Below are 19,410 nucleotides of genomic sequence, written 5' to 3'. Positions count from 1 at the left end.
CGCTCAGCCCCAGCAGTTCTGGGCGCCCCAGGCGGTGTCCTTGGCGTCGAGGCCCGGCAGCGGCTTGTCGGTGATGAGCCGGGCTCCGGTGTCGATGAAGCCCGTCGGCTTCTTCCCGTTCTTGGCGAAGTCGACGACCGCGTCGACACCTTGCTCGGCCATCTTCTTGGGGAACTGCATGACGGTCGCGAGGTACTTGCCGGCCTTCACATCCGCCACGCCCTGGCACCCGCCGTCGATGGAGCCGACGGCAACCTTCCCCGTCAGGCCCTTTGCGGACAGCGCCGCGACGGCGCCGCGGGCCGCCGGTTCGTTCAGCGTGTAGACGGCGTTCACGGTCGAGTCGCGCTGCAGCAGGTTCTCCATCGCGGCCTGCGCCTTGTTCTGGTCGCCGTTCGTCGGCGCCGCGCTGAGGATCGCCGGATCGCCGTCCTTCAATCCCATCCCCTGCAGGAATCCACGATGGCGTTGCTCGTCCACGGTTCCACCCGGCGTACCGTCCATCATCAGCAGCTTCGGCGGCGTCGAGCCGAGCGTGGCCTTGATGTACTTGCCCTGCAGCTCGCCCGCGGTCGTGTTGTTGGTCGCGTACGTCGCGTCGACGGCGTCCTTCGGATCGGTCTCGGTGTCGAGGGCGATCACCAGAACGCCCTTCTCCTTGGCCTGTTTGAGCGCGCCGAGGATGCCGGTCGAGTTGCTCGGCGTGATCATGATGCCCTTCACGCCTTGCTGGACCAGGTTCTCGATCGCGGCGACCTGGCCCTCGTTGTCGCCGTCGAACTTCCCGGCGACCGCGATCAGCTCGGCGCCCTTGTCCTGCGCGTGTGCCTTGGCGGATTCGCGGAGCTTGACGAAGTACGGGTTGGTGTCGGTCTTGGTGACCAGCCCGATCTTGATCGGGCCGCTGCTTCCCGCACTGTCGCCGCCGGACTTGGTCTTCGTGCACGCCGTCGTACATGCCAGCGACGCCGCCAGCAGGATCACGGGGACGGTTCTTCTCACGGGGCTGCCCTCCCGGGGATGGGTAGGCCCGGGCCGCAGACCCGGGCGAAGGTCTGGGCAGCGAAGCTAGACCGCTTCCGGAGCCGCCCGCCGGGTTTGCGCAAAGCCTTGCGCAAAGCACGCAGAGCGATGACCATACGACGGATGGTCACGATGACCGAGGTCGCCCGCGCCGCCGGAGTGTCGGTGAGCACGGTCTCGCATGTCGTGAACGGCACCCGCCTGGTCGCGCCGAAGACCCGCGAACGGGTGCACCATGCGATGCGGATCCTCGGCTACCAGCACCACCCCACCGCGCGCTCGCTGGCCGCCGGCTCGAACCAGACCATCGGCCTGGCGATCACCGCGGCCTCCAACCCGTACTGGGTCGAACTGATCCAGGGCATCGACGGCGAGGCGACCCGGGCCGGCCTCAACCTGATCATCGTCGACACACGCGACGACGCACGGCACGAGTCGGCCGCGGTCGCGAACCTGATCGCCCACCACATCGAAGGCCTGGTGATCGCGCCGGCGGTCGGCTGGCGCGACGTCACCCTGCCGCTGCTGCGGGACCATCCGATCCCGTACGTCGTCGTGGACCGGATCGACCCCGAACTCCGGGTCGACCAGGTCGGCGTCGAGAACGAGGCAGCGACCGCGGCGGTGAGCGACCACCTGATCTCGCTCGGCCACACCCGGATCGGGATGCTGGCCGGCATCCAGGGACTGTCGACGAGCAGCGAACGACTCCGCGGGTACCACCTCGCCCACCAGCGGGCCGGCGTACCGGTCGATCCGGCGCTCGTGGTCGACGGCTCCTCGACCGGTGACGGCGGCCGCCGGGCCACGCTGGAGTTGCTCGAACTCCGCTCGCGCCCGACCGCGGTGTTTGCCGCCAACAACAACATGACCATCGGCGCCCTCGCCGCGCTCCGGGCGGCCGGCGTGAAGGTACCGCGCGACCTCGCCGTCACCGTGTTCGACGACTTCGCGTGGGCTGATCTGTTCAGTCCAGGACTGACCACGGTCGCCCAACCGTCGGCGGCGATCGGAGCCCGCGCGGTGCAGTTGCTGCTGCGCCGGATGAACGATCCCGGTGCACCTCCGCAGGCAGTCCGGCTGCCTGCGGAGATCATGCACCGGGAGTCGTGCGGCTGCGTCAGCCGGTCAGGTTCGGTCCGTAGCCGCTGTGAGACCTCCGCATGAACAGCTATCCGTGGCGAACGATTGCTGCGTCGCGCAACTTCTCGAGGGTGCTCACGGTCGTCTCCCAGCCCATGCAGGCGTCGGTGATCGACTGGCCGTAGGTCAGCTCCCGGGTCGGGTCGAGGTCCTGACGGCCCTCCTGCAGGAACGACTCGAGCATGACGCCGACGATCGCCTGGTTGCCCGCCGCGACCTGCGCGCCGATGTCCTCCGCCACGACCGGCTGGCGGCGGTGGTCCTTGCGGCTGTTGCCGTGGCTGGCGTCGATGACGACCCGCTCGGGCAGGCCGGCCTTGCGCAGGAGTTCGACCGCGCCGGCGACGGAGTCCGCGTCGTAGTTCGGTCCGCTGTCCGAGCCACGCAGTACCAGGTGGCAGTCCGGGTTGCCGCGGGTGTGCAGGATCGCGGGCGCGCCGTCGTGGTCGATACCGGTGAAGACATGCGGTACGGCGGCGGCCTTGATCGCGTCGACCGCGGTGGCGATCGAGCCGTCCGGGCGGTTCTTCATCCCGATCGGCATCGACAGCCCGGACGACAGTTGGCGGTGCACCTGGCTCTCGACGGTCCGGGCGCCGATCGCACCCCAGCCGACGGTGTCCGCGATGTACTGCGGGGTGATCGGGTCGAGGAACTCGCAGCCGGCCGGAAGACCGAGCTCGGTGACCTGGACCAGGAGCTGACGGGCGATCCGGAGACCGCGGTTCACGTCGCCGGAGCCGTCGAGGCCCGGGTCGTTGATCAGGCCCTTCCAGCCGAGCGTGGAGCGCGGCTTCTCGAAGTACACGCGCATCGCGATCAAGAGTCCGTCGGAGAGACGCTCGGCGACCGGCCGGAGTCGTTCGGCGTACTCGAGGGCTGCCTTGGCGTCGTGCACCGAACAGGGGCCGACGACAACGAGCAGCCGGTCGTCGACACCGTTGAGTACGTCGGCCACTGCCTGCCGCCCGTCGGCCACGGTCCGGGCCAGCTCGTCGCTCAACGGGAACTCGTCGTGCAACGCCTGCGGCGTGACGAGCGGGACCGTCTTCTCGATCCGGCGATCGACGACTCGGGCCTGCTGACGGGTCTGTTCGGTCGGCTTGGGAAGGGTGTTCATCGTGGGGACCTTTCTGCCGGTCCGCTCGCGTTGCAGCGCAGCAGCCGGCTGAGAACGAGAAAAGCCAAGGACGGATGTCCTTGGCTTCGGGCCGGCTGTGGTGTGTGTGGTCGGGCGTCAGCGATCGGCTGAGCTGCCCGGCACCAGAGCCGGCCACTCAAAAAATCGCCAATAGCTGCGCTTCACGTCGACGACAATAGCACCCGTGAACATTCGTACCGCCCATCGAGACGAACTGCCCGGCCTCCAGGACCTCGAGACCGCCGCCGGCGTGCTCTTCCGCCAGATCGGTCTGACCGACGTCGCCGAACACCCGCCGCCCGCCCTGGAGATCTTCGACCGATGCCGCCAGGCGGGTCGGCTGTGGGTGTCGGTCGACGACGCCGACAAGCCGACCGGCTTCGTCTTCGTCGAGCTCGTGGACGGCGCGGTGCACATCGAGCAGATCAGCGTGCATCCTGAGCACCAAGGCCGCGGAATCGGGCGGCAACTGATCGAGCACGTCGACCGATGGGCGGCCGGGCAGGGGATCCCGGCCCTGACCCTCACCACGTTTCGCAGCGTGCCGTGGAACGGGCCGTACTACGCGCGACTCGGGTTTTCGGAGGTCGCGGAAGCGGAGCTGACGCCTGGATTGGTGGAGATCCGGGCGACGGAAACGGCGCTGGGACTGGACCCCGCGGACCGCATCGTCATGCGGCGGCCGGTTGCCGGTCAGTAACCGGAAGCGGTGCGGGCTCGTTGAGGGCTGCAAGACCGGCTAGACGACGGGGAGTGCAGCAGGTGGTGAGGCCGCGGACCTTCGAGTTGGTTCGGTATCGGGATCCGAGTGGGGTTTCGGGCACCGGAGTGGTAGCTGAGGGCTGTGAGTTCAGCGACGGCTCGGTGGCGTTGCGATGGCGGGGCGACAACCCGGCCACCGCCGTCTGGCCGGACCTGGATTCGGTGCTCGCGGTGCACGGTCACCAAGGCGCGACGGAGGTCCGCTGGGTCGACGGGCAGAGCCCGTCCGGGCCGCGGGCCGGCCTCGACAACCTGTTCGACGAGCTGCACCAGGTCCGGCCGCCGTCGTCGCTCACCGATCCGCTCCCGCCGCCGCCCGGCCACACGCGTGGATGGGCAGGGGCCAGGCATCTGAGGTAGAACGTGGCCGTGACGCAGATCTACCTGGTCCGGCACGGTGAGCCGGACTACGAGCCGATCGATTCCCGGGGCCTGCCCGGGACGGCGGCCGATTCCGCCCCCCTCAGTGCGGTCGGGATGAAGCAGGCCGAGGAGCTCGCCGACCTGCTCGGCGGCATCCGCGCGACGTACCTGGTCAGCTCGCCGTTCACCCGCGCCCTGCACAGCGCCGCGATCATCGGCCACCGGCTCGCCCTCGGCGTCAAGGTCGACTACGACCTGCGCGACTGGCTGCCGGACAAGACCGGCCGCTGGCGCAGCATCACCGACGTCCACGCCGCCCAGGCCGAGTTCGAGGCGTACGACGGCGAGTGGCCCGAAGGTGTGGAGCGACCGTGGGAGCCGCTGTCCCAGGTCCGCGAGCGGGCCCGCGCGGCCCTCGCCAGGCACACCGCCAGCACCGACGGACCGGTCCTCGCGATCACCCACGCAACGGTGATCCGGGCGCTGACGGGTGAGAAGGCAACGGTCCACGGAGGCCACGAGTACTACCGCTACGACCCCGCGAACGACGGCTGAAGCATCTGCACGTGCAGACGATCTTGCACCCCGAAGTGACTCATGTCACACGAGGTGATGACGTGAACACCTGTGCCGCCTGAAAAGCCCCGATCACGGGCCGCAACGGCACGCGGTGATAACGAATGGCCCGAACTTCGAGACAACAAGGGTTGAACTACGTAAGAGATGAGCATAGTTTTCACCGAGCGCCCGTCCGCGCTTACGGTGAGTCATAGGAGGTTGCCATGTCGAGAGGGATGCCTCGTCTGCCCCGCCCGCTCATGGATCTGTGGGACTGGCAGTCGCAAGCCGCATGCCGGGACGTCAACCCGGAGCTCTTCTTCTCACCCGAATCGGAGCGCGGCGTTCGCAAACGCGCCCGCGAGATGGTCGCCAAGTCGCTGTGCGGGACCTGCCCGGTCCAGCCCGAGTGCCGGCAGCACGCCCTCTCCGTGGGAGAGCCGTACGGCGTGTGGGGCGGCACCACGGAGTCCGAGCGCGACAACAACGTCCTCCCCGAGCACCGACGGTCTGCATAGGCGTTGGCTGCGTAGGAGCAAACCGGACTGAAGGTGTCAGGCGTTCCCGTCGTCGGTTTCGGACGGGGTGTCGTCGGACGTCTTCTTCGGCTTGTCCTGGGGGCGGTCCTCGTCCGCCGGATCCTCGGGCTCCGGCGGCGGCTTGATCGTCGTGCGCGGGTCCCGGTAGCGGTCCAGCGACTTGAGGAAGTCGGGATCGTCATCGGGCGCGAGTGGGCGGCTGACCGGCCGCGACGGTCGTACGACGGCCTCGCGGCCGCCACCGCCGCCTTGCGTGCGCGACATCAGCAGCCAGACGATCGGCCCCACAAACGGGACGAACACGATCAGGACGATCCACGCCAGCTTGGGCAGGTGCGGTACGTCCTCGTCGGGTGTCTGGATGCAGGAGAACAGCGCATACACGCTCAGCGCCAGACTGATCAGGAACGGCAGAAATCGAACCACGTTCCCAACAGTACGGCGCTGACCCGCTCAGCGGGCGGAGGCGGTGAGTCCGCGCGCTCGCAGCACGCTGTTCTCGAGCGGGCGGAACACCAGTAGTTCGATGCCGACGCCGACCACGAAGATCAGCACGATGCCGGCGAACACCATCGAGATATCGGACAGCGACATACCGTTGTGCAGGTACTGGCCGAGGCCTTCGCCCAGCTCCGGCGAGGTCGCGATCAGTTCGGCCGCCATCAGCGACCGCCACGAGAACGCCCAGCCTTGTTTGAGGCCGCCGAGGAATCCGGGCAGTGCGGCGGGCAGCAAGATGTACCGGATGCCGCCGAACCGGCCGGCTCCGAGGGCCTTGCCGACCCGCGGCAGGATCGGCGGGACCTGGTCGAGGCCGGACACCAGACCGTTCGCGATGGACGGGACCGCACCGAGCAGCACGACCCAGTAGATGGCGCGATCGTTCAGCCCGAACCACAGGATCGCCGCCGGCACCCAGGCCACCGACGGCAGGCTCTGCAGACCGGAGACCAGCGGCCCGATCCCCCGCCGTACAACGGTGATGTTCGCGATCGCGAGGCCCAGCGGTACGGCGATCAGCAGCGAGATCGCGAAGCCGATCACGGCCCGGTGCACCGAAACCCAGAACAGCTCGGCGATGTCGCCGCTGGACACCAGCTGCCAGATCTGACTCCAGACCGCCGCCGGCGAGGGCAGCTTGAACTCGGGCCAGAACGCAGCCGCCCACAACGCCTGCCAGATCGCCACCAGTACGACGATCGCCCCGACCGGTGGCAGCACTCGCGCGGCGAGCCGCCGTACCCGCGAACCCTCGGGCGCGTTGACGGGTGTGTCGAGGGCGTCCAGGCCGGCCTCGACGGATCCTTCCTGGACGTCAAGCGGCATGACTGCTGATCACCTTGCGCAGAGCGGTGTTGATCTCGTCGACCGCATCGGGAGCGTCGTTCACGTCCCATTGCTGCACGACGCGCCCGGGCCGCGACGACAGCAGTACGACGCGCTGGCCGAGCCGCACGGCCTCGCGGACGTCATGGGTGACGAACAGGATCGCCGTACCGGTGGCTCGCCAGATCCGCAGCAGCTCGCCCTGCAGGACGTCGCGGGTGATCGCGTCGAGCGCGGAGAACGGCTCGTCCATCAGCAGCAACGACGGCTTCCCGTCGGTGTTGTCCGTCGTGGACGCGAGCGCCCGTGCCAGCGCGACGCGTTGGCGCATGCCGCCGGACAGCTCGTGCGGACGCTTGTCGCCCAGGCCGGCGAGGCGCACGAGCCCGAGCAGCTCGGCTGCCTTCGTCCGCCGCTGCGCCTTCGGTACGCCGGCCATCCGCAACGGCAGCTCGACGTTTCCGGCCGCCGTCAGCCACGGCATCAGCGCCGGCTCCTGGAAGACGACCGCCGGGCGCGAGGAGTTGATCTCGATCCGGCCGGCCGTCGGCTGGTCCAGGCCCGCGACCAGGTTCAGCAGCGTGGTCTTCCCGCAGCCGGACGCGCCGAGCAGGCAGACGAACTCCCCCGCAGCGACCTCGAGATCGACACCGTCCAGTGCGGTCACCGCCTTCCGGCCGGTCCCGAACGTCTTGCCCACTTGGTGAAAACGCACCGTGCTGGTCCCGTCCTGCACGGCTCGATCGGCCTCGACTGTCGCGGTCATGTCGCCTCCCTGTCCTACGTCGCAGGCTTACTTGGAGTCCAGGCCGGCGGCGTCGACCGTCGGCTTGCCCGCCTTGCCGAGTACGTCGTTCAGCGGCCCCAGGTCCGCGAATCCGGCCACCGCCGGCGCCTGCTTGGCGATCCCGGCCGTGACCTGGTCCTTGGCCAGCTGCGGGAACGTGCTCGCGATCGGGTCCGCGGTGATCTGGATGTTCTTGAAGGCCCGGTCGATCACGGCCGGCTTCAGGGCCTTACCGGTCGCTTCCTTCAACTGGTCGTTCACCACGGTCTTCGCGTCGGCCGGGTTCGCGGCGCTGTAGTCGATCGCGGAGACGAGGCCGGACAGCAACGCCTTGACCGTCGCCGGGTGCTCCTGCAGGAACTGGGTCCGCACGATCAGCACGGTGGTCGGGAACTTCCCGTCCGGCCACAACGACGCCTCGTCGAGCAGCACCTTCGCGCCCGCGTCCAGGACCAGCCGCGACGACCACGGCTCGGGCAGCCAGGCCGCGTCCACGTCGCCCTTCTTGAACGCGTCCAGCGTCTGCGCGTTCTCCAGGTTGGTCACCTTGACCTTGCCGGTCAGGTTCTTCTGGGCGAGCCACTTCTTCAGCGACACGTCCTGGGTGTTGCCGAGCTGCGGAGTGACCACGGTCTTGCCGACCAGGTCCTCCGGCTTGGTGATCGTCGGCTTCACCACGAGCTGCGCGCCGCCGGAGGTCGCGCCGGCGATCAGGCGGACCGCTTCGCCGTTCGACTTCGCGAAGGCGTTGATGGCGGGACCGGAGCCGATGAAGCCGGCGTCCAGCGAGCCGCCGAGCAGCGCTCCGACCTCCTCGGGGCCGGCGTTGAACTTGGTCGGCACCAGCTTGGTGCTGCCCAGCTCCTTGGCGAACAGGCCCTTGCCGACGCCGACCAGCGCGGCGGCATGGGTGACGTTCGGGAAGTAGCCGAGCCGCAGCTCGGTGGCCGGACCCTTGTCGCTCGATGCGGCGGGCGTGTCGTCAGTGCCGCCGGCGCGCGAGCAGCCCGCGGCAGCGGCGACGGTGGCGGTCAGGGCAAGGGTTGCAGCGAGCAGGCGGAACGGACGGATGGCGGAGATGCTCACGAGAAGACCTTTGTCTTGAAGGAAGATGGAGCTCAGGAGACGGGTTCGAGCTCGCGCTCGTCGACGACCGCTTCGGCGTCGGCTCCGGGGACCGGCCGGCGGGCGGCCATCCGGATGCCGTAGAGGACCAGAGCAGCCCAGCCGGCCACGAGGGCGGCGTAGACGGCGTACCGCGGGCCGGTGGAGACGTCGAGGCCGTTCAGCAGGGTGCGGGCGTTGGTCAGGATCAACACCAGGCCGACCGCGACACCGAGCCAGCGGGTCGCCAACCGGGACACCAGCCACGCGGCCAGTGGGGCCGCGACGACGCCGCCGATCAGTAGTGCGGCGACGATGCCGTACGGCAGGTTGTCGCGACCGAGCCCGAACAGGAAGCCGATGCTGGCGGCGACCGAGACCAGGAACTCGGCCGCGTTCACCGAACCGACCGCTCGCCGCGGCGCCAGCTTGCCACTGGACAGCAGCGCGGAGTTCGCGACCGGTCCCCAGCCGCCACCGCCGGTGGCGTCGATGAAGCCGGCCACCAGACCGAGCGGACCGAGGAACTTCCCGGCCGGACGGCCCTCGATCACGGCCCGGACCTTCCCGGTGCCGAACCGGACCAGGATGTAGACACCGAGCAGGAGCAGCAGACCGGCGACCCACAGCGACGCCGACTCGGTCGACAGACTGGACAGGAACGTCGCTCCGGCGAACGCACCGACCGCGCCGGGAGCGCCGATCAGCGCGACCACGCGCCAGTCGACGTTGCCGAAGCGCCAGTGCGACAGGCCGGAGGCCAGCGTGGTGCCGACTTCGGACAGGTGCACCGAGGCGGACGCGACGGCCGGGGAGATCCCGGTGATCAGCAGGGCCGTACTGGCGGTGACGCCGTACGCCATGCCGAGCGTGCCGTCGACGAGCTGGGCGATCGAGCCCAGCAAGGCGATCAGGATGAGACGACGCACGGAACTACTCCCACGGGTCGGTGACGGGCTGACGGGCGGAGTGGTACGCCGAAGGTCAACAACCCGAGGAGTTCACGCGCAGCAGATCGACGTGCCGGCGCCGCGTGAGCGCGTCGCCGGGAGCGTTCGAGATGACCTGCATGTCTCCATGAAAGCGGACAAAGTCGAGCAAGATGCTCAGGTTTCAGCATCTGGGACGACGAATCACTAACCGAGACAAACGATCACAAACGATCATCGGCCGGTTCTGGTCAGATGGTTGAAGCCGGGCTTCGGTGCTGCCTACGGTCCTGTGCGTGCTGACTCCCCGCTCATTGAAGACCGAGTACGCCGTCCGACCGCTGGGCGTCGACGTGAACCGGCCGCGGTTCAGCTGGGTCGCCACCGCGCCCGGGTACGGCGCGGCGCAGACGGCGTACCAGATCCTCGTGGCCTCCGCGCCGGAGCTGCTGACACCGGAGAGCGCGGACGTCTGGGACTCGGGCAAGGTCGACTCCGCGCGGACGTTCGGCGTCGAGTACGACGGACCGGCGGCGGCGCGGACGCGGTACCACTGGACTGTCAGGCTGTGGGACGACCAGGTCGGTAAGTGGGCTGCACCGGAATGGTTCGAGACCGGTCTCCTCGACGAAGGCTTCGGGGCGGCGCACTGGATCGGCGGCGCGACCGACAGCGCTCCCCTGCTGCGTCGTGGGTTTGCGATCGACGGCACCGTACGGCGAGCACGGCTGTATGCGAGCGGCCTCGGGTACGCCGATCTCCGGCTCAACGGTCGATCGGTGAGTGACGCCGTGCTCGATCCTGGCTTCACGGCCTACGACCGCACCGTGCTCTATACGACGCACGACGTCACCGAGCTCCTGCAGTCGGGCGACAACGTGGTCGGCGCTGAGCTCGGGCGCGGGTTCTTCGGCCTGACCTCGGTGAACGTCTGGCGCTGGCACGACGCGCCGTGGACCGCCGACCCGCGGTTGCTCGCCCGGCTGGTCGTCGAGTACGACGACGGACGCGTGGACGAGGTCGTCACGGACGAGACGTGGCGCATCACCGGCGGACCGACGCTCTCCGACTCGCTCTACACGGGCGAGACGTACGACGCCCGGCGCGCGCTGCCCGGGTGGGACACGGCCGGGTACGACGACTCGTCCTGGTCGGCGGCCGCGGTCGTCGAGGCGCCGAAGGGGAAGCTGACCGCCCAGGCGCACGAGCCCATCCGGGTGACCGAGACCGTCGATCCGGTCGAGGTGACCGAGGTCCGGCCGGGCGTGTGGATCGCGGACTTCGGGCGGACCGGCGCGGGCTGGACGAAGCTGTCCGTGACGGCGCCGGCCGGGACGACGATCAGCCTGACCCACGGCGAGACCGTTGCCGACGGCAACGTGGAGGCGTGGAACGTGCACGTCGACGGCGACCGGATCCAGCGCGACGAGTACGTTGCGGCCGGCAATGGTACGGAGACGTGGGAGCCGCGATTCTCGTACAAGGGTTTCCGGTACGTGCAGATCGAGGGCGCGCCGGCGGACGTGCAGATGCGGGTGGTGAACTCCGACGTGCCCGGCGTGACCCGGTTCACCTCGTCGCAGCCGCCGTACGAGCAGTTCGAGCACGCGATGCGACGGACGATCCTGAGCAACCTGCACGGGATCCCGACGGACACGCCGTACTTCGAGAAGAACGGCTGGACCGGCGACGCGCAGGTGGGCGCGCCGACGATGCTGGCAACGCTCGACCTGGCTCGGTTCTTCACGAAGTGGCTCGGTGACATCCGGGACAGCCAAGCGGACACCGGGCAGCTGCCGGTGATCGTGCCGTCGAGCGGCTGGGGTTTCACCGACCTCTCCCCCGCGACCGAGTGGCCGACGGTGTACCCGTTCCTGCTGCGCGAGATGTACCGCTGGTACGGCGACGAGCGGCTGCTGCGGGAGCACTGGGAGTCGCTCACCCGGTACCTGGCCTGGGAACTCGACCGGGTCGAGGACGGACTGTCGGTGAGCGTGCTTGGCGACTGGCTGCCGCCCGGATTCGGCAACGGTCCGGCACCGGAGGACCGGCGGCTGACAGGTACGGCGTACCTGTACCGCGCGGTCGTGGTCGCAGCCGAGATCGGTGAGGTGATTGGGCAGCCCAACGATTATCGGAAGGCGGCGGCCGAGCTCGCGGACGGGTTGAACCGGACCTTCCTGGACCGCTCGGCGGGGCGGTATCGATCCGCTGAGGATCCGGACTACCGGCAGACGTCGAACGCCGTGCCGCTGGCGTTCGGGATCGTGCCGGACGACATGGTCGCGCAGGTGGCGGCCGGGCTGGCCGCGGACGTCGAGGCGCGTGGCTTCCACCTCAACACGGGCTGCCTGGGCGTCGGCGTACTGCTGCCGGTGCTGACCGCGCACGGGTACGGCGACGTGGCAACGAAGGTCGCGCTGCAACGCAGCTATCCGAGCTGGGGTTACTGGTTCGACCTCGGCGCCGACACCATGTGGGAGAAGTGGGAGGACGACTCACGGTCGCGCAACCACTACTTCCAGGGCACGGTCGTGCAGTGGATCTTCGAGAACGTCGCCGGGCTGCGCGTGGTCGATGCGGGTTGCGAGCGGATCGTGGTCCGGCCCGATGCGCGCAGCGAGGTGGATTCGGCGAGCATCCGGACCGAGACCATCCGCGGGCGGGTCGCGGTGTCCTGGAAGAGGACCGCGCGGGTGCTGTCGTTGGAGGTCCAGGTGCCGATCGGTACGACGGCGGCTGTGCACGTACCGTCCGCGGCCACCTCGGACGTTGCCGCCGTACCGCAGTCGTTCGCGGGCGAGGCGACGTACGCCGATGGGTACACGATCTACACGGTGCCGGCCGGGCAGTGGCACTTCACTAGTCGCTCGGCCTGACTTTGGTGTAGATGAGGTCGCGGACCTCGCGGCCCTCGGCCTGCGCGCGGGACTCGAACTTGGTGACCGGGCGCCACTCCGGCCGCGGGGCCCAGCCGTCGTACCGGTTGCGCAGCGACGGCTCGGCTTCGCAGACCTCGAGCATGCGGTCGGCGTAGTCCGCCCAGTCCGTTGCCAGGTGCAACGTCCCGCCCGGCTGCAGGCGGGAGGCAACCAGCGCGACGAACGGCGGGCTGACCAGGCGACGCTTGTGGTGCCGCTTCTTCGGCCACGGGTCCGGGAAGTAGATGCGTACGCCGGCGAGCGTGCCGGGCGCAACGTGATCGCGGAGGAAGTCGAGCGCGTCGCCCTGCAGCAGGCGGACGTTCTCGAGGTCGTACTTCTCGACCCAGAGCATCAGCTGGCCCAGACCGGCCGGGTACACCTCGGCGGCGAGGTGGTTGACTTCCGGCGCGGCAACGGCGAGCTGCGCGGTCGCCTCGCCCATCCCGGAGCCGATCTCCAGCACGGTAGGCGCTTCCCGGCCGAACCACTTGGCGAGATCCAGCTCACCGGGCGGCAGTTCCTCCTGCGTCCGGCCGAGCTCGGACCACTGCGTCTCCCAGACCCGCTTCTGCCCAGCCGTCATCCGGACACTCCGCCGGACGGTGCTGAAGACACCCACTTGCCTGACTTGTTCCACTGCTTCCACCACCACGAGTCTATTAGTCGTCCCAGAACAGATGGGCAACGGTGTTGTGGGCCCGGCGGGTCGTGCGGAGGTAGTCGTCGGAGAAGCGGCTGGACTCGCCCGGCGGGTAGCCGCAGATCTGGGCCACGGCGGCGAGGTCGCGGGGATCGCGTGGCAACGAGTCGCCGGGGCGGGCGCGGACGAGCATGATCGCGTTGCGGATGCGGGTCGCCATCTCCCACGCCGCGCGCAGCGTGTCCGCCTCGGTCGCGTCGACCAGGTTGGCGTCCACACCGGCGTACAGCGCCCCGAGGGTGCGCGTCGTTCGCAGAGTCGGGACACGATGCGCCTCGCGGAGCTGCAGCAGCTGGACGGTCCACTCGATGTCTGCGAGGCCTCCCCGACCCAACTTGGTGTGCGTGGCCGGGTCAGCGCCGCGCGGAAGCCGCTCCGCGTCGACACGCGCCTTGATCCGCCGGATCTCCATCACGTCCCGCTCGCTGATCCCGTTCTCCGGGTAGCGCAGTGGATCGATCAGGTCACGGAACGACTGACACAGGTCGGCGTCGCCACACAGCGGGTCGGCCCGCAGCAAGGCCTGCGCTTCCCACACCGCAGACCATCTGGCGTAGTACGACGCGTACGACGCCAACGTCCGCACCAACGGCCCTTGCCGACCCTCCGGCCGCAGGTCCGCGTCGATCACGAGCGCCGGATCGGTCCCCGGCAACGCCAGCAGGCGGCGGAGCTCGGTCGCCGCCTGGGTCGCGAAGTCCGTCGCCGTCTTCTCGTCCGCGCCCGGCATCGGGTCGTGCACGAACATCACGTCGGCGTCGCTGCCGTAGCTGAGCTCGTGCCCGCCGAACCGGCCCATCGCGACGATGGACATCCGCGTCGGCTCCGGCTCGCCCTCAGGAAGCAGACGCTGGGCGACCGCTCGCCGCGCGACCTTCAGCGCGGTCGTCAGCGTCCCGACCGCGATGATGGTCAGCGCCTGACCTACCGCCTCCACGTCGAGCAATCCCGACAGGTCGGCGGCCGCGATCCGGAACAGTTCACGTCGCCGTACCGCGCGGATCGCTGCGACCGCGGCCTCCGGCGCATCCTGCCGACGGGCAGCGGCCGACATCTCGGCGAGCAGTGACTCCTGGGTTCGTGGCGTCAGTTCCCGCTCGTCGGCGAACATCGCGGTCGCCTCCGGCGCGCGTTGCAGCAGGTCGACGGCGTACCGGCCGCTGGCCAGCAGGTGCGCGAGGCGTTCCGCGGATGCGCCTTCGTCGCGCAACTGGCGCAAGTACCACGGTGTCGAGCCCAGGGCGTCGGAGATCGTGCGGAACGCGAGCAATCCGGCGTCCGGGTCCGGCGACTCGGCGAACCACCCGAGCATCGCGGGCAGCAACGCCCTCTGGATCGACGAGCGCCGTGAAACCCCCTCGGACAATGCCTCGATGTGCCGCAGCGCCGACGCGGGATCGGCGTACCCGAGCGCCGTCAGCCGCTGCTTCGCCGCCTCCGGCGTCAGCCGCACCTCGTCGCCGGGGATGCGCGCGACCGCCGCGAGCAGCGGCCGGTAGAACAGCTTCTCGTGCAGGCGCCGTACCTCAAGCGCGTGCTTCTTCCACGCCGCGGTGAGATCGGCGACCGGATTCTTCGTGAAGCCGAGCGACCGCCCGAGCCGGCGCAGGTCCGCCTCGTCGTCGGGGACCTGATGGGTACGGCGCAACCGATACAGCTGGATGCGGTGCTCCATCGACCGCAGGAAGCGGTACGCGTCCGCGAGTACGGCGCCATCGGTACGCCCGACGTACCCGCTGGTGGTCAGGCACTCGAGCGCGACCAGCGTCGTACCGCTGCGGACCGACTCGTCGCTACGGCCGTGGACGAGCTGCAGGAGCTGTACGGCGAACTCGACATCCCGCAGCCCACCGGGACCGAGCTTCAGTTGGCGATCGACATCCGCGGCCGGGATGTGGTCGATGACGCGCCGCCGCATCGCCTGCACGTCGTCGACGAACCCTTCGCGGTCGGCCGCCGACCATGCGAGCAGCCCGACCTTCTCGGAGTACTCCCGTCCGAGCTCCGCGTCGCCCGCCACCGGACGGGCCTTGAGCAACGCCTGGAACTCCCACGTCTTGGCCCAGCGCTGGTAGTACGCGAGGTGGCTGTCGAGGGTACGGACGAGCGGGCCGGACTTGCCCTCCGGGCGGAGCGCGGCGTCGACCGGCCAGAGCGTGCCCTCGCCGGTGTGCGCCGAGCAGATCCGCATCGTGGCGGCGGCAAGCTGGGTCGCGGTCTTCAGTGCGGGCAGTTCGGGCTCGCCTTCGAGCGGCTCCGCGACGAACAGGACGTCGACATCGCTGACATAGTTGAGCTCCCGGCCACCACACTTGCCCATGGCAATGATCGCGAGGCGGCAGTCGGCCGCGCCGGGGTGCGCGGCGAAGTACTCGTTGCGGGCGATGTGCAGTGCGGTGTCGAGTGCGCCGCCGGCGAGATCCGCGAGTACGGCGGCGACCTCGTCGACGAGCAGGCCCTCGGCGAGATCACGCGCGGCCAGCCGCAGCAGCAGGCGACGGTACTCGACCCGCAGCGCGTCGACCGGGTTGTCCGCGTCGACCGCGGTGGCCAGCTTGGCGGCGACGTCCTCCACCGACGGGCGGGCGCCGGCCAGCGTCGGGTCGGCGAGGTCGTACCAGTGCCGCGGATGCACGGACAGATGCCGGCCGAGCGCCTCGCTCGCACCGAGCACGTACACGAGCCGGCGCCGGAAGCCGTCGTCCACCTCGAGCGTGCGCGCGAACGCGGCCACGTCGTACCCGTGCCGGTGCAGCGCCTCCGCCATCCCGCAGAGCCCGTAGAGCGCGAGGTCAGGGTCGGCCGACTCCGACAGCGTGGTGATCAGCTGCTCGGTGGCCATCGGGCTGTGCGAGTCGAGCGCGTCCAGGTCTTCCAGCAACCCCGCCGCCCGGTGCGGGTCCTCGAACCCGAGCCGAACCAGGCGTCCCTCCCACGACCCTCTCCGACCCTCAGCCACCCCCAGAGGCTACCCAACCCGCTGCGAGCGCCGATCAACCGCTTCCGGGCGCACAATGGTGGGTGTGTTCACAAAGTCTCAGCTGGATCGCGGACAGATCGCGGAGAATACACGGTGTCGTGTAGCGGATTCGCTCAGTAATCGGCATGATGGCTCTTCATGGTCATGATGACGGGGTCGCTCGCCGTGCGCGGGACGGTGCTCTGGCTGACACCTCAGCAGGGCGGGCGAGTGTCCGGTCCGCCGGCGCCGGACTACGACTACGACTACACCGCGACGGCGTACCTGCCTCCGCGCACACCGGACGACGGTCAGGCCGGGATCGCGCTACGCCGGTTCGCGCCCAGCGCCTGGCGTACGCCGGCTGAGGGGATTCTCGTTCCCGCCAAGGGGAATCGGGCTCAACAGGTGATCCCCGGCTGCATCGTGGTGATCACCGAAGGCGTCCGCCCGGTGGGGCTGCTCACCGTCGAAGAGGTGCATGTGCTGGCTCCGGACGGTACGCCGATCCTGACGGCGGCGCCGGTGTACGAGGCGGCGCGTGAACCGGCCGTCGATGACCCCGCGCCCGCGACTGAGCCACCGTACCGGCACTCGACGGCGGCGTCGCGGTGGACCTCGAAGCACGCCTCCGACGACGCACCACCCCAGACCGCCGGAGTCTGAACACACTCTGTTGCAATCCGCATACCCAGTGTTACCTTCGGAATCATGCGTCACTGGAAACGGGTTGTCGCTGTCCTGCTGGTCGCCGCCGTCGCGCTGGTCGTCGAGGGCTGGGCAGCTCGCGCCCAGGCCGCGCAGACGTTGTTCAAGAACTGCGCGTACGTGCGGACGCCGGGTGAGAGCGGCCGGCCGCCGTACTCGCTCGCGCCCACCCTCGGCCTGGTCAAGGTCACCGTCCGCACCAACCGCGGCGACCTCGTCCTCACCCTGGACCGCAGCGCTGCTCCTTGCGCGGTCCACAGCTTCACGTACCTGGCGCTGAAGCGGTTCTACAACCAGACCCCGTGCCCACGCCACACCCGGGCGATCCTCGAGTGCGGCGTGGGCCGGCCTGGCTACCACTTCTCCCCCGAACTCACCGGCCACGAAACCTACCCCCGCGGAACCGTTGCCCTCAGCGACACCCCCGGCGTCGGCAACACCAGCGCCTTCGTCATCCTCCCGCTCGACGCCACCCTCCCCCGGACATCGACCACCATCGGCAAACTCACCGCCGGCCTGGCAGTCCTGGACCGCCTGACCGCCGACCCCGACCAGCCGGCCAGAATCCTCGAAGTCCTCATCGGCTGAGTGGTTCTGCTCATGTGAAGGTGGGCCTGGAGGGCCCACGATTCCGGCATGACAAAGAAGATTCAGCCGCAACAGACCGCAGCGTTCTACGCCCAAGCCGTCGCGTCGTTCGGGATCTCGGTCTCGGCGATGATCCTCGCCCTGGCCTACCTACCGGCCCAGCCCTGGGTCCGAGCGTTCCTCGCCCTCGGCCTCCTGTACGTCGTCACGTCAACCGTCGTCCTGTGCAAGGTCGTTCGCGACCGCCAAGAACTCTCCGACGTAACCAACCGGGTAGACCAGGCCCGCCTCGACAAACTCCTCACCGAACACGACCCCTTCAGAGTCGACAACTGAGCGGTCTGGGGTCACCGATGCCACGGATTCCCCGTCACCCCAGTCACCTGCCCGAAGGACAACCAGCCAGCGCATTCACCGCGCGATAAGCGGGCAACCGCGTCGGCTACAGGACAGGCAGGAGTTTGTTGAGTTCGAAGGGGGTTACCTGGCGGCGGTAGTCCTGCCATTCGGCGCGTTTGTTGCGGAGGAAGAAGTCGAAGACGTGTTCGCCGAGGGTTTCGGCGACCAGTTCGCTGTCTTCCATCGCGCTGATCGCCTCAGCCAGGCTGCCCGGCAGAGGCTTGATGCCGAGGGCCTTGCGCTCGCGAGAGGTCAACGACCAGATGTCGTCCTCGACCTCAGCGGGCAGCTCGTAGCCCTCCTCGATTCCCTTCAGACCAGCAGCAAGCATCAACGCGAAGGCCAGGTACGGGTTAGCCGCCGAGTCCAGCGACCGGAACTCGACCCGCGACGACTGCCCCTTGTGCGGTTTGTACATCGGCACGCGGACCAGCGCGGAGCGGTTGTTGTGACCCCAGGAGATGAACGACGGCGCTTCGTCCCCGACCGCGAGACGCTTGTACGAGTTCACCCACTGGTTCGTGACCGCGGTGATCTCGCCGGCGTGGTGCAGCAGCCCGGCGATGAACGCGCGTCCGGTCTTCGACAGCTGGTACTGCGCGCCGCCTTCGAAGAACGCGTTCCGGTCCCCCTCGAACAGCGACATGTGCGTGTGCATCCCGGAGCCGGGGTGGTCCGACAGCGGCTTCGGCATGAACGACGCGTAGATGCCCTGCGAAAGCGCGACCTCCTTCACCACGACACGGAACGTCATGATGTTGTCCGCGGTCGACAGCGCGTCGGCGTACCGCAGGTCGATCTCCTGCTGGCCGGGGCCGCCCTCATGGTGGCTGAACTCGACGGAGATGCCCATCGACTCCAGCATCGTGATCGCCTCGCGGCGGAAGTCGTTGCCGATGCCCTGGGGCGTGTGGTCGAAGTACCCGGACGAGTCGACCGGCTCCGGCGTCGTACCGGGCGCGCCGGTGAGCGACTTGAACAGGTAGAACTCGATCTCCGGGTGCGTGTAGAACGTGAACCCGAGGTCGGCCGCCTTCGAGAGCGTCCGCTTCAGGACATGCCGCGGGTCGGCGAACGACGCGGAGCCGTCCGGCATGTTGATGTCGCAGAACATCCGGGCGGTGCCCATCGTCTCGCCGCGCCAGGGCAGGATCTGGAACGTCGACGGGTCCGGCTTGGCCAGCATGTCGGCCTCGGTCACCCGGGCGAACCCCTCGATTGCCGACCCGTCGAACCCGAGCCCCTCGGCGAACGCGCTCTCCAGCTCCGCCGGCGCCACGGCGACCGACTTCAGGAACCCGAGCACGTCGGTGAACCAGAGCCGCACGAAGCGTACGTCGCGCTCCTCCAGCGCGCGCAGCACGAACTCCTGCTGCTTGTCCATCAGTCCACCTCTCGCCCAATTCCGGAACTTCTCACAGTGTGCCCCGCCTCTGTTAAGCAGACGTTACGTGCCC

General features: G+C 69.1%; 20 protein-coding genes. 9 read left to right on the top strand and 11 right to left on the bottom strand.

Going from position 1 to position 19,410, the window contains the following annotated elements; genetic code table 11:
• Positions 1-3: 3 nt before the first annotated feature.
• Positions 4-1,002, bottom strand: coding sequence for a substrate-binding domain-containing protein (locus OHA18_RS29245; protein ID WP_328998532.1), 999 nt, complete (start codon positions 1,000-1,002; stop codon positions 4-6).
• A 144-nt stretch (positions 1,003-1,146) separates the two neighbouring features.
• On the opposite strand from OHA18_RS29245, the gene OHA18_RS29240 reads away from it, so the two are divergent.
• Positions 1,147-2,190 carry a LacI family DNA-binding transcriptional regulator gene (locus tag OHA18_RS29240; protein WP_328998531.1) on the top strand — a complete coding sequence of 348 codons (1,044 nt, stop codon included), beginning with the start codon at positions 1,147-1,149 and terminating at the stop codon, positions 2,188-2,190.
• A 4-nt stretch (positions 2,191-2,194) separates the two neighbouring features.
• On the opposite strand, the gene OHA18_RS29235 is transcribed toward OHA18_RS29240, so the two are convergent.
• On the bottom strand, positions 2,195-3,286 hold the full coding sequence (locus tag OHA18_RS29235; protein ID WP_328998530.1) for a 3-deoxy-7-phosphoheptulonate synthase: 1,092 nt from the start codon (positions 3,284-3,286) through the stop codon (positions 2,195-2,197).
• A gap of 205 nt (positions 3,287-3,491) precedes the next feature.
• On the opposite strand from OHA18_RS29235, the gene OHA18_RS29230 reads away from it, so the two are divergent.
• The 4 genes from OHA18_RS29230 to OHA18_RS29215 all read left to right on the top strand — a co-directional run bounded on the left by OHA18_RS29230 (position 3,492) and on the right by OHA18_RS29215 (position 5,508).
• Positions 3,492-4,007, top strand: a complete 516-nt coding sequence (locus tag OHA18_RS29230) for a GNAT family N-acetyltransferase (protein WP_328998529.1) — start codon at positions 3,492-3,494, stop codon at positions 4,005-4,007.
• Between the two features lie 164 nt (positions 4,008-4,171).
• The gene (locus OHA18_RS29225) at positions 4,172-4,429 is read left to right on the top strand and encodes a hypothetical protein (RefSeq protein WP_328998528.1); all 258 of its coding nucleotides are present in this window, start codon (positions 4,172-4,174) and stop codon (positions 4,427-4,429) included.
• A 9-nt stretch (positions 4,430-4,438) separates the two neighbouring features.
• A complete protein-coding gene (locus OHA18_RS29220; RefSeq protein WP_328998527.1) occupies positions 4,439-4,987 on the top strand; it encodes a histidine phosphatase family protein in 549 nt (182 codons plus the stop codon).
• A gap of 227 nt (positions 4,988-5,214) precedes the next feature.
• Positions 5,215-5,508 (top strand): WhiB family transcriptional regulator, encoded by a 294-nt coding sequence (locus OHA18_RS29215; RefSeq protein WP_328998526.1) that lies wholly within the window; start codon positions 5,215-5,217, stop codon positions 5,506-5,508.
• A 36-nt stretch (positions 5,509-5,544) separates the two neighbouring features.
• On the opposite strand, the gene OHA18_RS29210 is transcribed toward OHA18_RS29215, so the two are convergent.
• The 6 genes from OHA18_RS29210 to OHA18_RS43415 are packed head-to-tail and all read right to left on the bottom strand — an operon-like array spanning position 5,545 to position 9,817.
• Complete coding sequence (locus OHA18_RS29210) at positions 5,545-5,955, bottom strand: PLD nuclease N-terminal domain-containing protein (RefSeq protein WP_328998525.1); 411 nt, start codon at positions 5,953-5,955, stop codon at positions 5,545-5,547.
• Between the two features lie 27 nt (positions 5,956-5,982).
• Positions 5,983-6,855, bottom strand: a complete 873-nt coding sequence (locus OHA18_RS29205) for an ABC transporter permease (protein ID WP_328998524.1) — start codon at positions 6,853-6,855, stop codon at positions 5,983-5,985.
• The gene (locus tag OHA18_RS29200) at positions 6,845-7,621 is read right to left on the bottom strand and encodes an ABC transporter ATP-binding protein (RefSeq protein WP_328998523.1); all 777 of its coding nucleotides are present in this window, start codon (positions 7,619-7,621) and stop codon (positions 6,845-6,847) included. The genes OHA18_RS29205 and OHA18_RS29200 overlap by 11 nt, the downstream gene beginning before the upstream one ends.
• Before the next feature lie 27 nt (positions 7,622-7,648).
• On the bottom strand, positions 7,649-8,728 hold the full coding sequence (locus OHA18_RS29195) for an ABC transporter substrate-binding protein (protein ID WP_328998522.1): 1,080 nt from the start codon (positions 8,726-8,728) through the stop codon (positions 7,649-7,651).
• 32 nt (positions 8,729-8,760) lie between these two features.
• A complete protein-coding gene (locus tag OHA18_RS29190) occupies positions 8,761-9,675 on the bottom strand; it encodes a sulfite exporter TauE/SafE family protein (protein WP_328998521.1) in 915 nt (304 codons plus the stop codon).
• Between the two features lie 55 nt (positions 9,676-9,730).
• A complete protein-coding gene (locus OHA18_RS43415) occupies positions 9,731-9,817 on the bottom strand; it encodes a putative leader peptide (protein WP_371407990.1) in 87 nt (28 codons plus the stop codon).
• A gap of 154 nt (positions 9,818-9,971) precedes the next feature.
• On the opposite strand from OHA18_RS43415, the gene OHA18_RS29185 reads away from it, so the two are divergent.
• Positions 9,972-12,554, top strand: a complete 2,583-nt coding sequence (locus OHA18_RS29185) for a family 78 glycoside hydrolase catalytic domain (protein WP_328998520.1) — start codon at positions 9,972-9,974, stop codon at positions 12,552-12,554.
• Here OHA18_RS29185 and trmB read toward each other — a convergent pair.
• Together trmB and OHA18_RS29175 are read right to left on the bottom strand one after the other, a co-directional pair.
• A complete protein-coding gene (gene trmB, locus OHA18_RS29180) occupies positions 12,538-13,182 on the bottom strand; it encodes a tRNA (guanosine(46)-N7)-methyltransferase TrmB (RefSeq protein ID WP_328998519.1) in 645 nt (214 codons plus the stop codon). The genes OHA18_RS29185 and trmB overlap by 17 nt on opposite strands.
• 76 nt (positions 13,183-13,258) lie before the next feature.
• Positions 13,259-16,258, bottom strand: coding sequence for a bifunctional [glutamine synthetase] adenylyltransferase/[glutamine synthetase]-adenylyl-L-tyrosine phosphorylase (locus tag OHA18_RS29175; protein WP_328998518.1), 3,000 nt, complete (start codon positions 16,256-16,258; stop codon positions 13,259-13,261).
• Positions 16,259-16,417: 159 nt separating this feature from the next.
• Between OHA18_RS29175 and OHA18_RS29170 the strand changes: the two genes are divergently transcribed.
• From OHA18_RS29170 to OHA18_RS29160, 3 genes are read left to right on the top strand one after another with little or no spacing between them, the layout of a single operon-like run.
• Positions 16,418-16,924, top strand: coding sequence for a hypothetical protein (locus OHA18_RS29170; protein WP_328998517.1), 507 nt, complete (start codon positions 16,418-16,420; stop codon positions 16,922-16,924).
• A gap of 45 nt (positions 16,925-16,969) precedes the next feature.
• A complete protein-coding gene (locus OHA18_RS29165; RefSeq protein WP_328998516.1) occupies positions 16,970-17,554 on the top strand; it encodes a peptidylprolyl isomerase in 585 nt (194 codons plus the stop codon).
• Positions 17,555-17,602: 48 nt separating this feature from the next.
• On the top strand, positions 17,603-17,890 hold the full coding sequence (locus OHA18_RS29160; protein WP_328998515.1) for a YiaA/YiaB family inner membrane protein: 288 nt from the start codon (positions 17,603-17,605) through the stop codon (positions 17,888-17,890).
• Positions 17,891-17,996: 106 nt separating this feature from the next.
• Here the strand turns inward: OHA18_RS29160 and glnA are convergent, their stop codons facing one another.
• Positions 17,997-19,337: a type I glutamate--ammonia ligase gene (gene glnA / locus OHA18_RS29155; protein WP_328998514.1), complete on the bottom strand. Its 1,341-nt coding sequence runs from the start codon at positions 19,335-19,337 to the stop codon at positions 17,997-17,999.
• Between the last annotated feature and the right edge of the window lie 73 nt (positions 19,338-19,410).

Source organism: Kribbella sp. NBC_00709 (assembly GCF_036226565.1).
Lineage (GTDB): Bacteria > Actinomycetota > Actinomycetes > Propionibacteriales > Kribbellaceae > Kribbella.
The sequence above is the reverse complement of the archived record's forward strand: the minus strand, read 5'-3'. Positions and strand labels throughout refer to the sequence as shown.

What these genes read in the sequence shown, in the direction of transcription:
- OHA18_RS29240 (WP_328998531.1), top strand. Translation starts at nt 1,147, where the DNA reads ATGGTCACGATGACCGAGGTCGCCCGCGCCGCCGGAGTGTCGGTGAGC.
- OHA18_RS29235 (WP_328998530.1), bottom strand. Translation starts at nt 3,286, where the DNA reads ATGAACACCCTTCCCAAGCCGACCGAACAGACCCGTCAGCAGGCCCGA.
- OHA18_RS29215 (WP_328998526.1), top strand. Translation starts at nt 5,215, where the DNA reads ATGTCGAGAGGGATGCCTCGTCTGCCCCGCCCGCTCATGGATCTGTGG.
- OHA18_RS29205 (WP_328998524.1), bottom strand. Translation starts at nt 6,855, where the DNA reads ATGCCGCTTGACGTCCAGGAAGGATCCGTCGAGGCCGGCCTGGACGCC.
- OHA18_RS29200 (WP_328998523.1), bottom strand. Translation starts at nt 7,621, where the DNA reads ATGACCGCGACAGTCGAGGCCGATCGAGCCGTGCAGGACGGGACCAGC.
- OHA18_RS43415 (WP_371407990.1), bottom strand. Translation starts at nt 9,817, where the DNA reads ATGCAGGTCATCTCGAACGCTCCCGGCGACGCGCTCACGCGGCGCCGG.
- trmB (WP_328998519.1), bottom strand. Translation starts at nt 13,182, where the DNA reads ATGACGGCTGGGCAGAAGCGGGTCTGGGAGACGCAGTGGTCCGAGCTC.
- OHA18_RS29170 (WP_328998517.1), top strand. Translation starts at nt 16,418, where the DNA reads ATGGTCATGATGACGGGGTCGCTCGCCGTGCGCGGGACGGTGCTCTGG.
- OHA18_RS29165 (WP_328998516.1), top strand. Translation starts at nt 16,970, where the DNA reads ATGCGTCACTGGAAACGGGTTGTCGCTGTCCTGCTGGTCGCCGCCGTC.
- OHA18_RS29160 (WP_328998515.1), top strand. Translation starts at nt 17,603, where the DNA reads ATGACAAAGAAGATTCAGCCGCAACAGACCGCAGCGTTCTACGCCCAA.
- glnA (WP_328998514.1), bottom strand. Translation starts at nt 19,337, where the DNA reads ATGGACAAGCAGCAGGAGTTCGTGCTGCGCGCGCTGGAGGAGCGCGAC.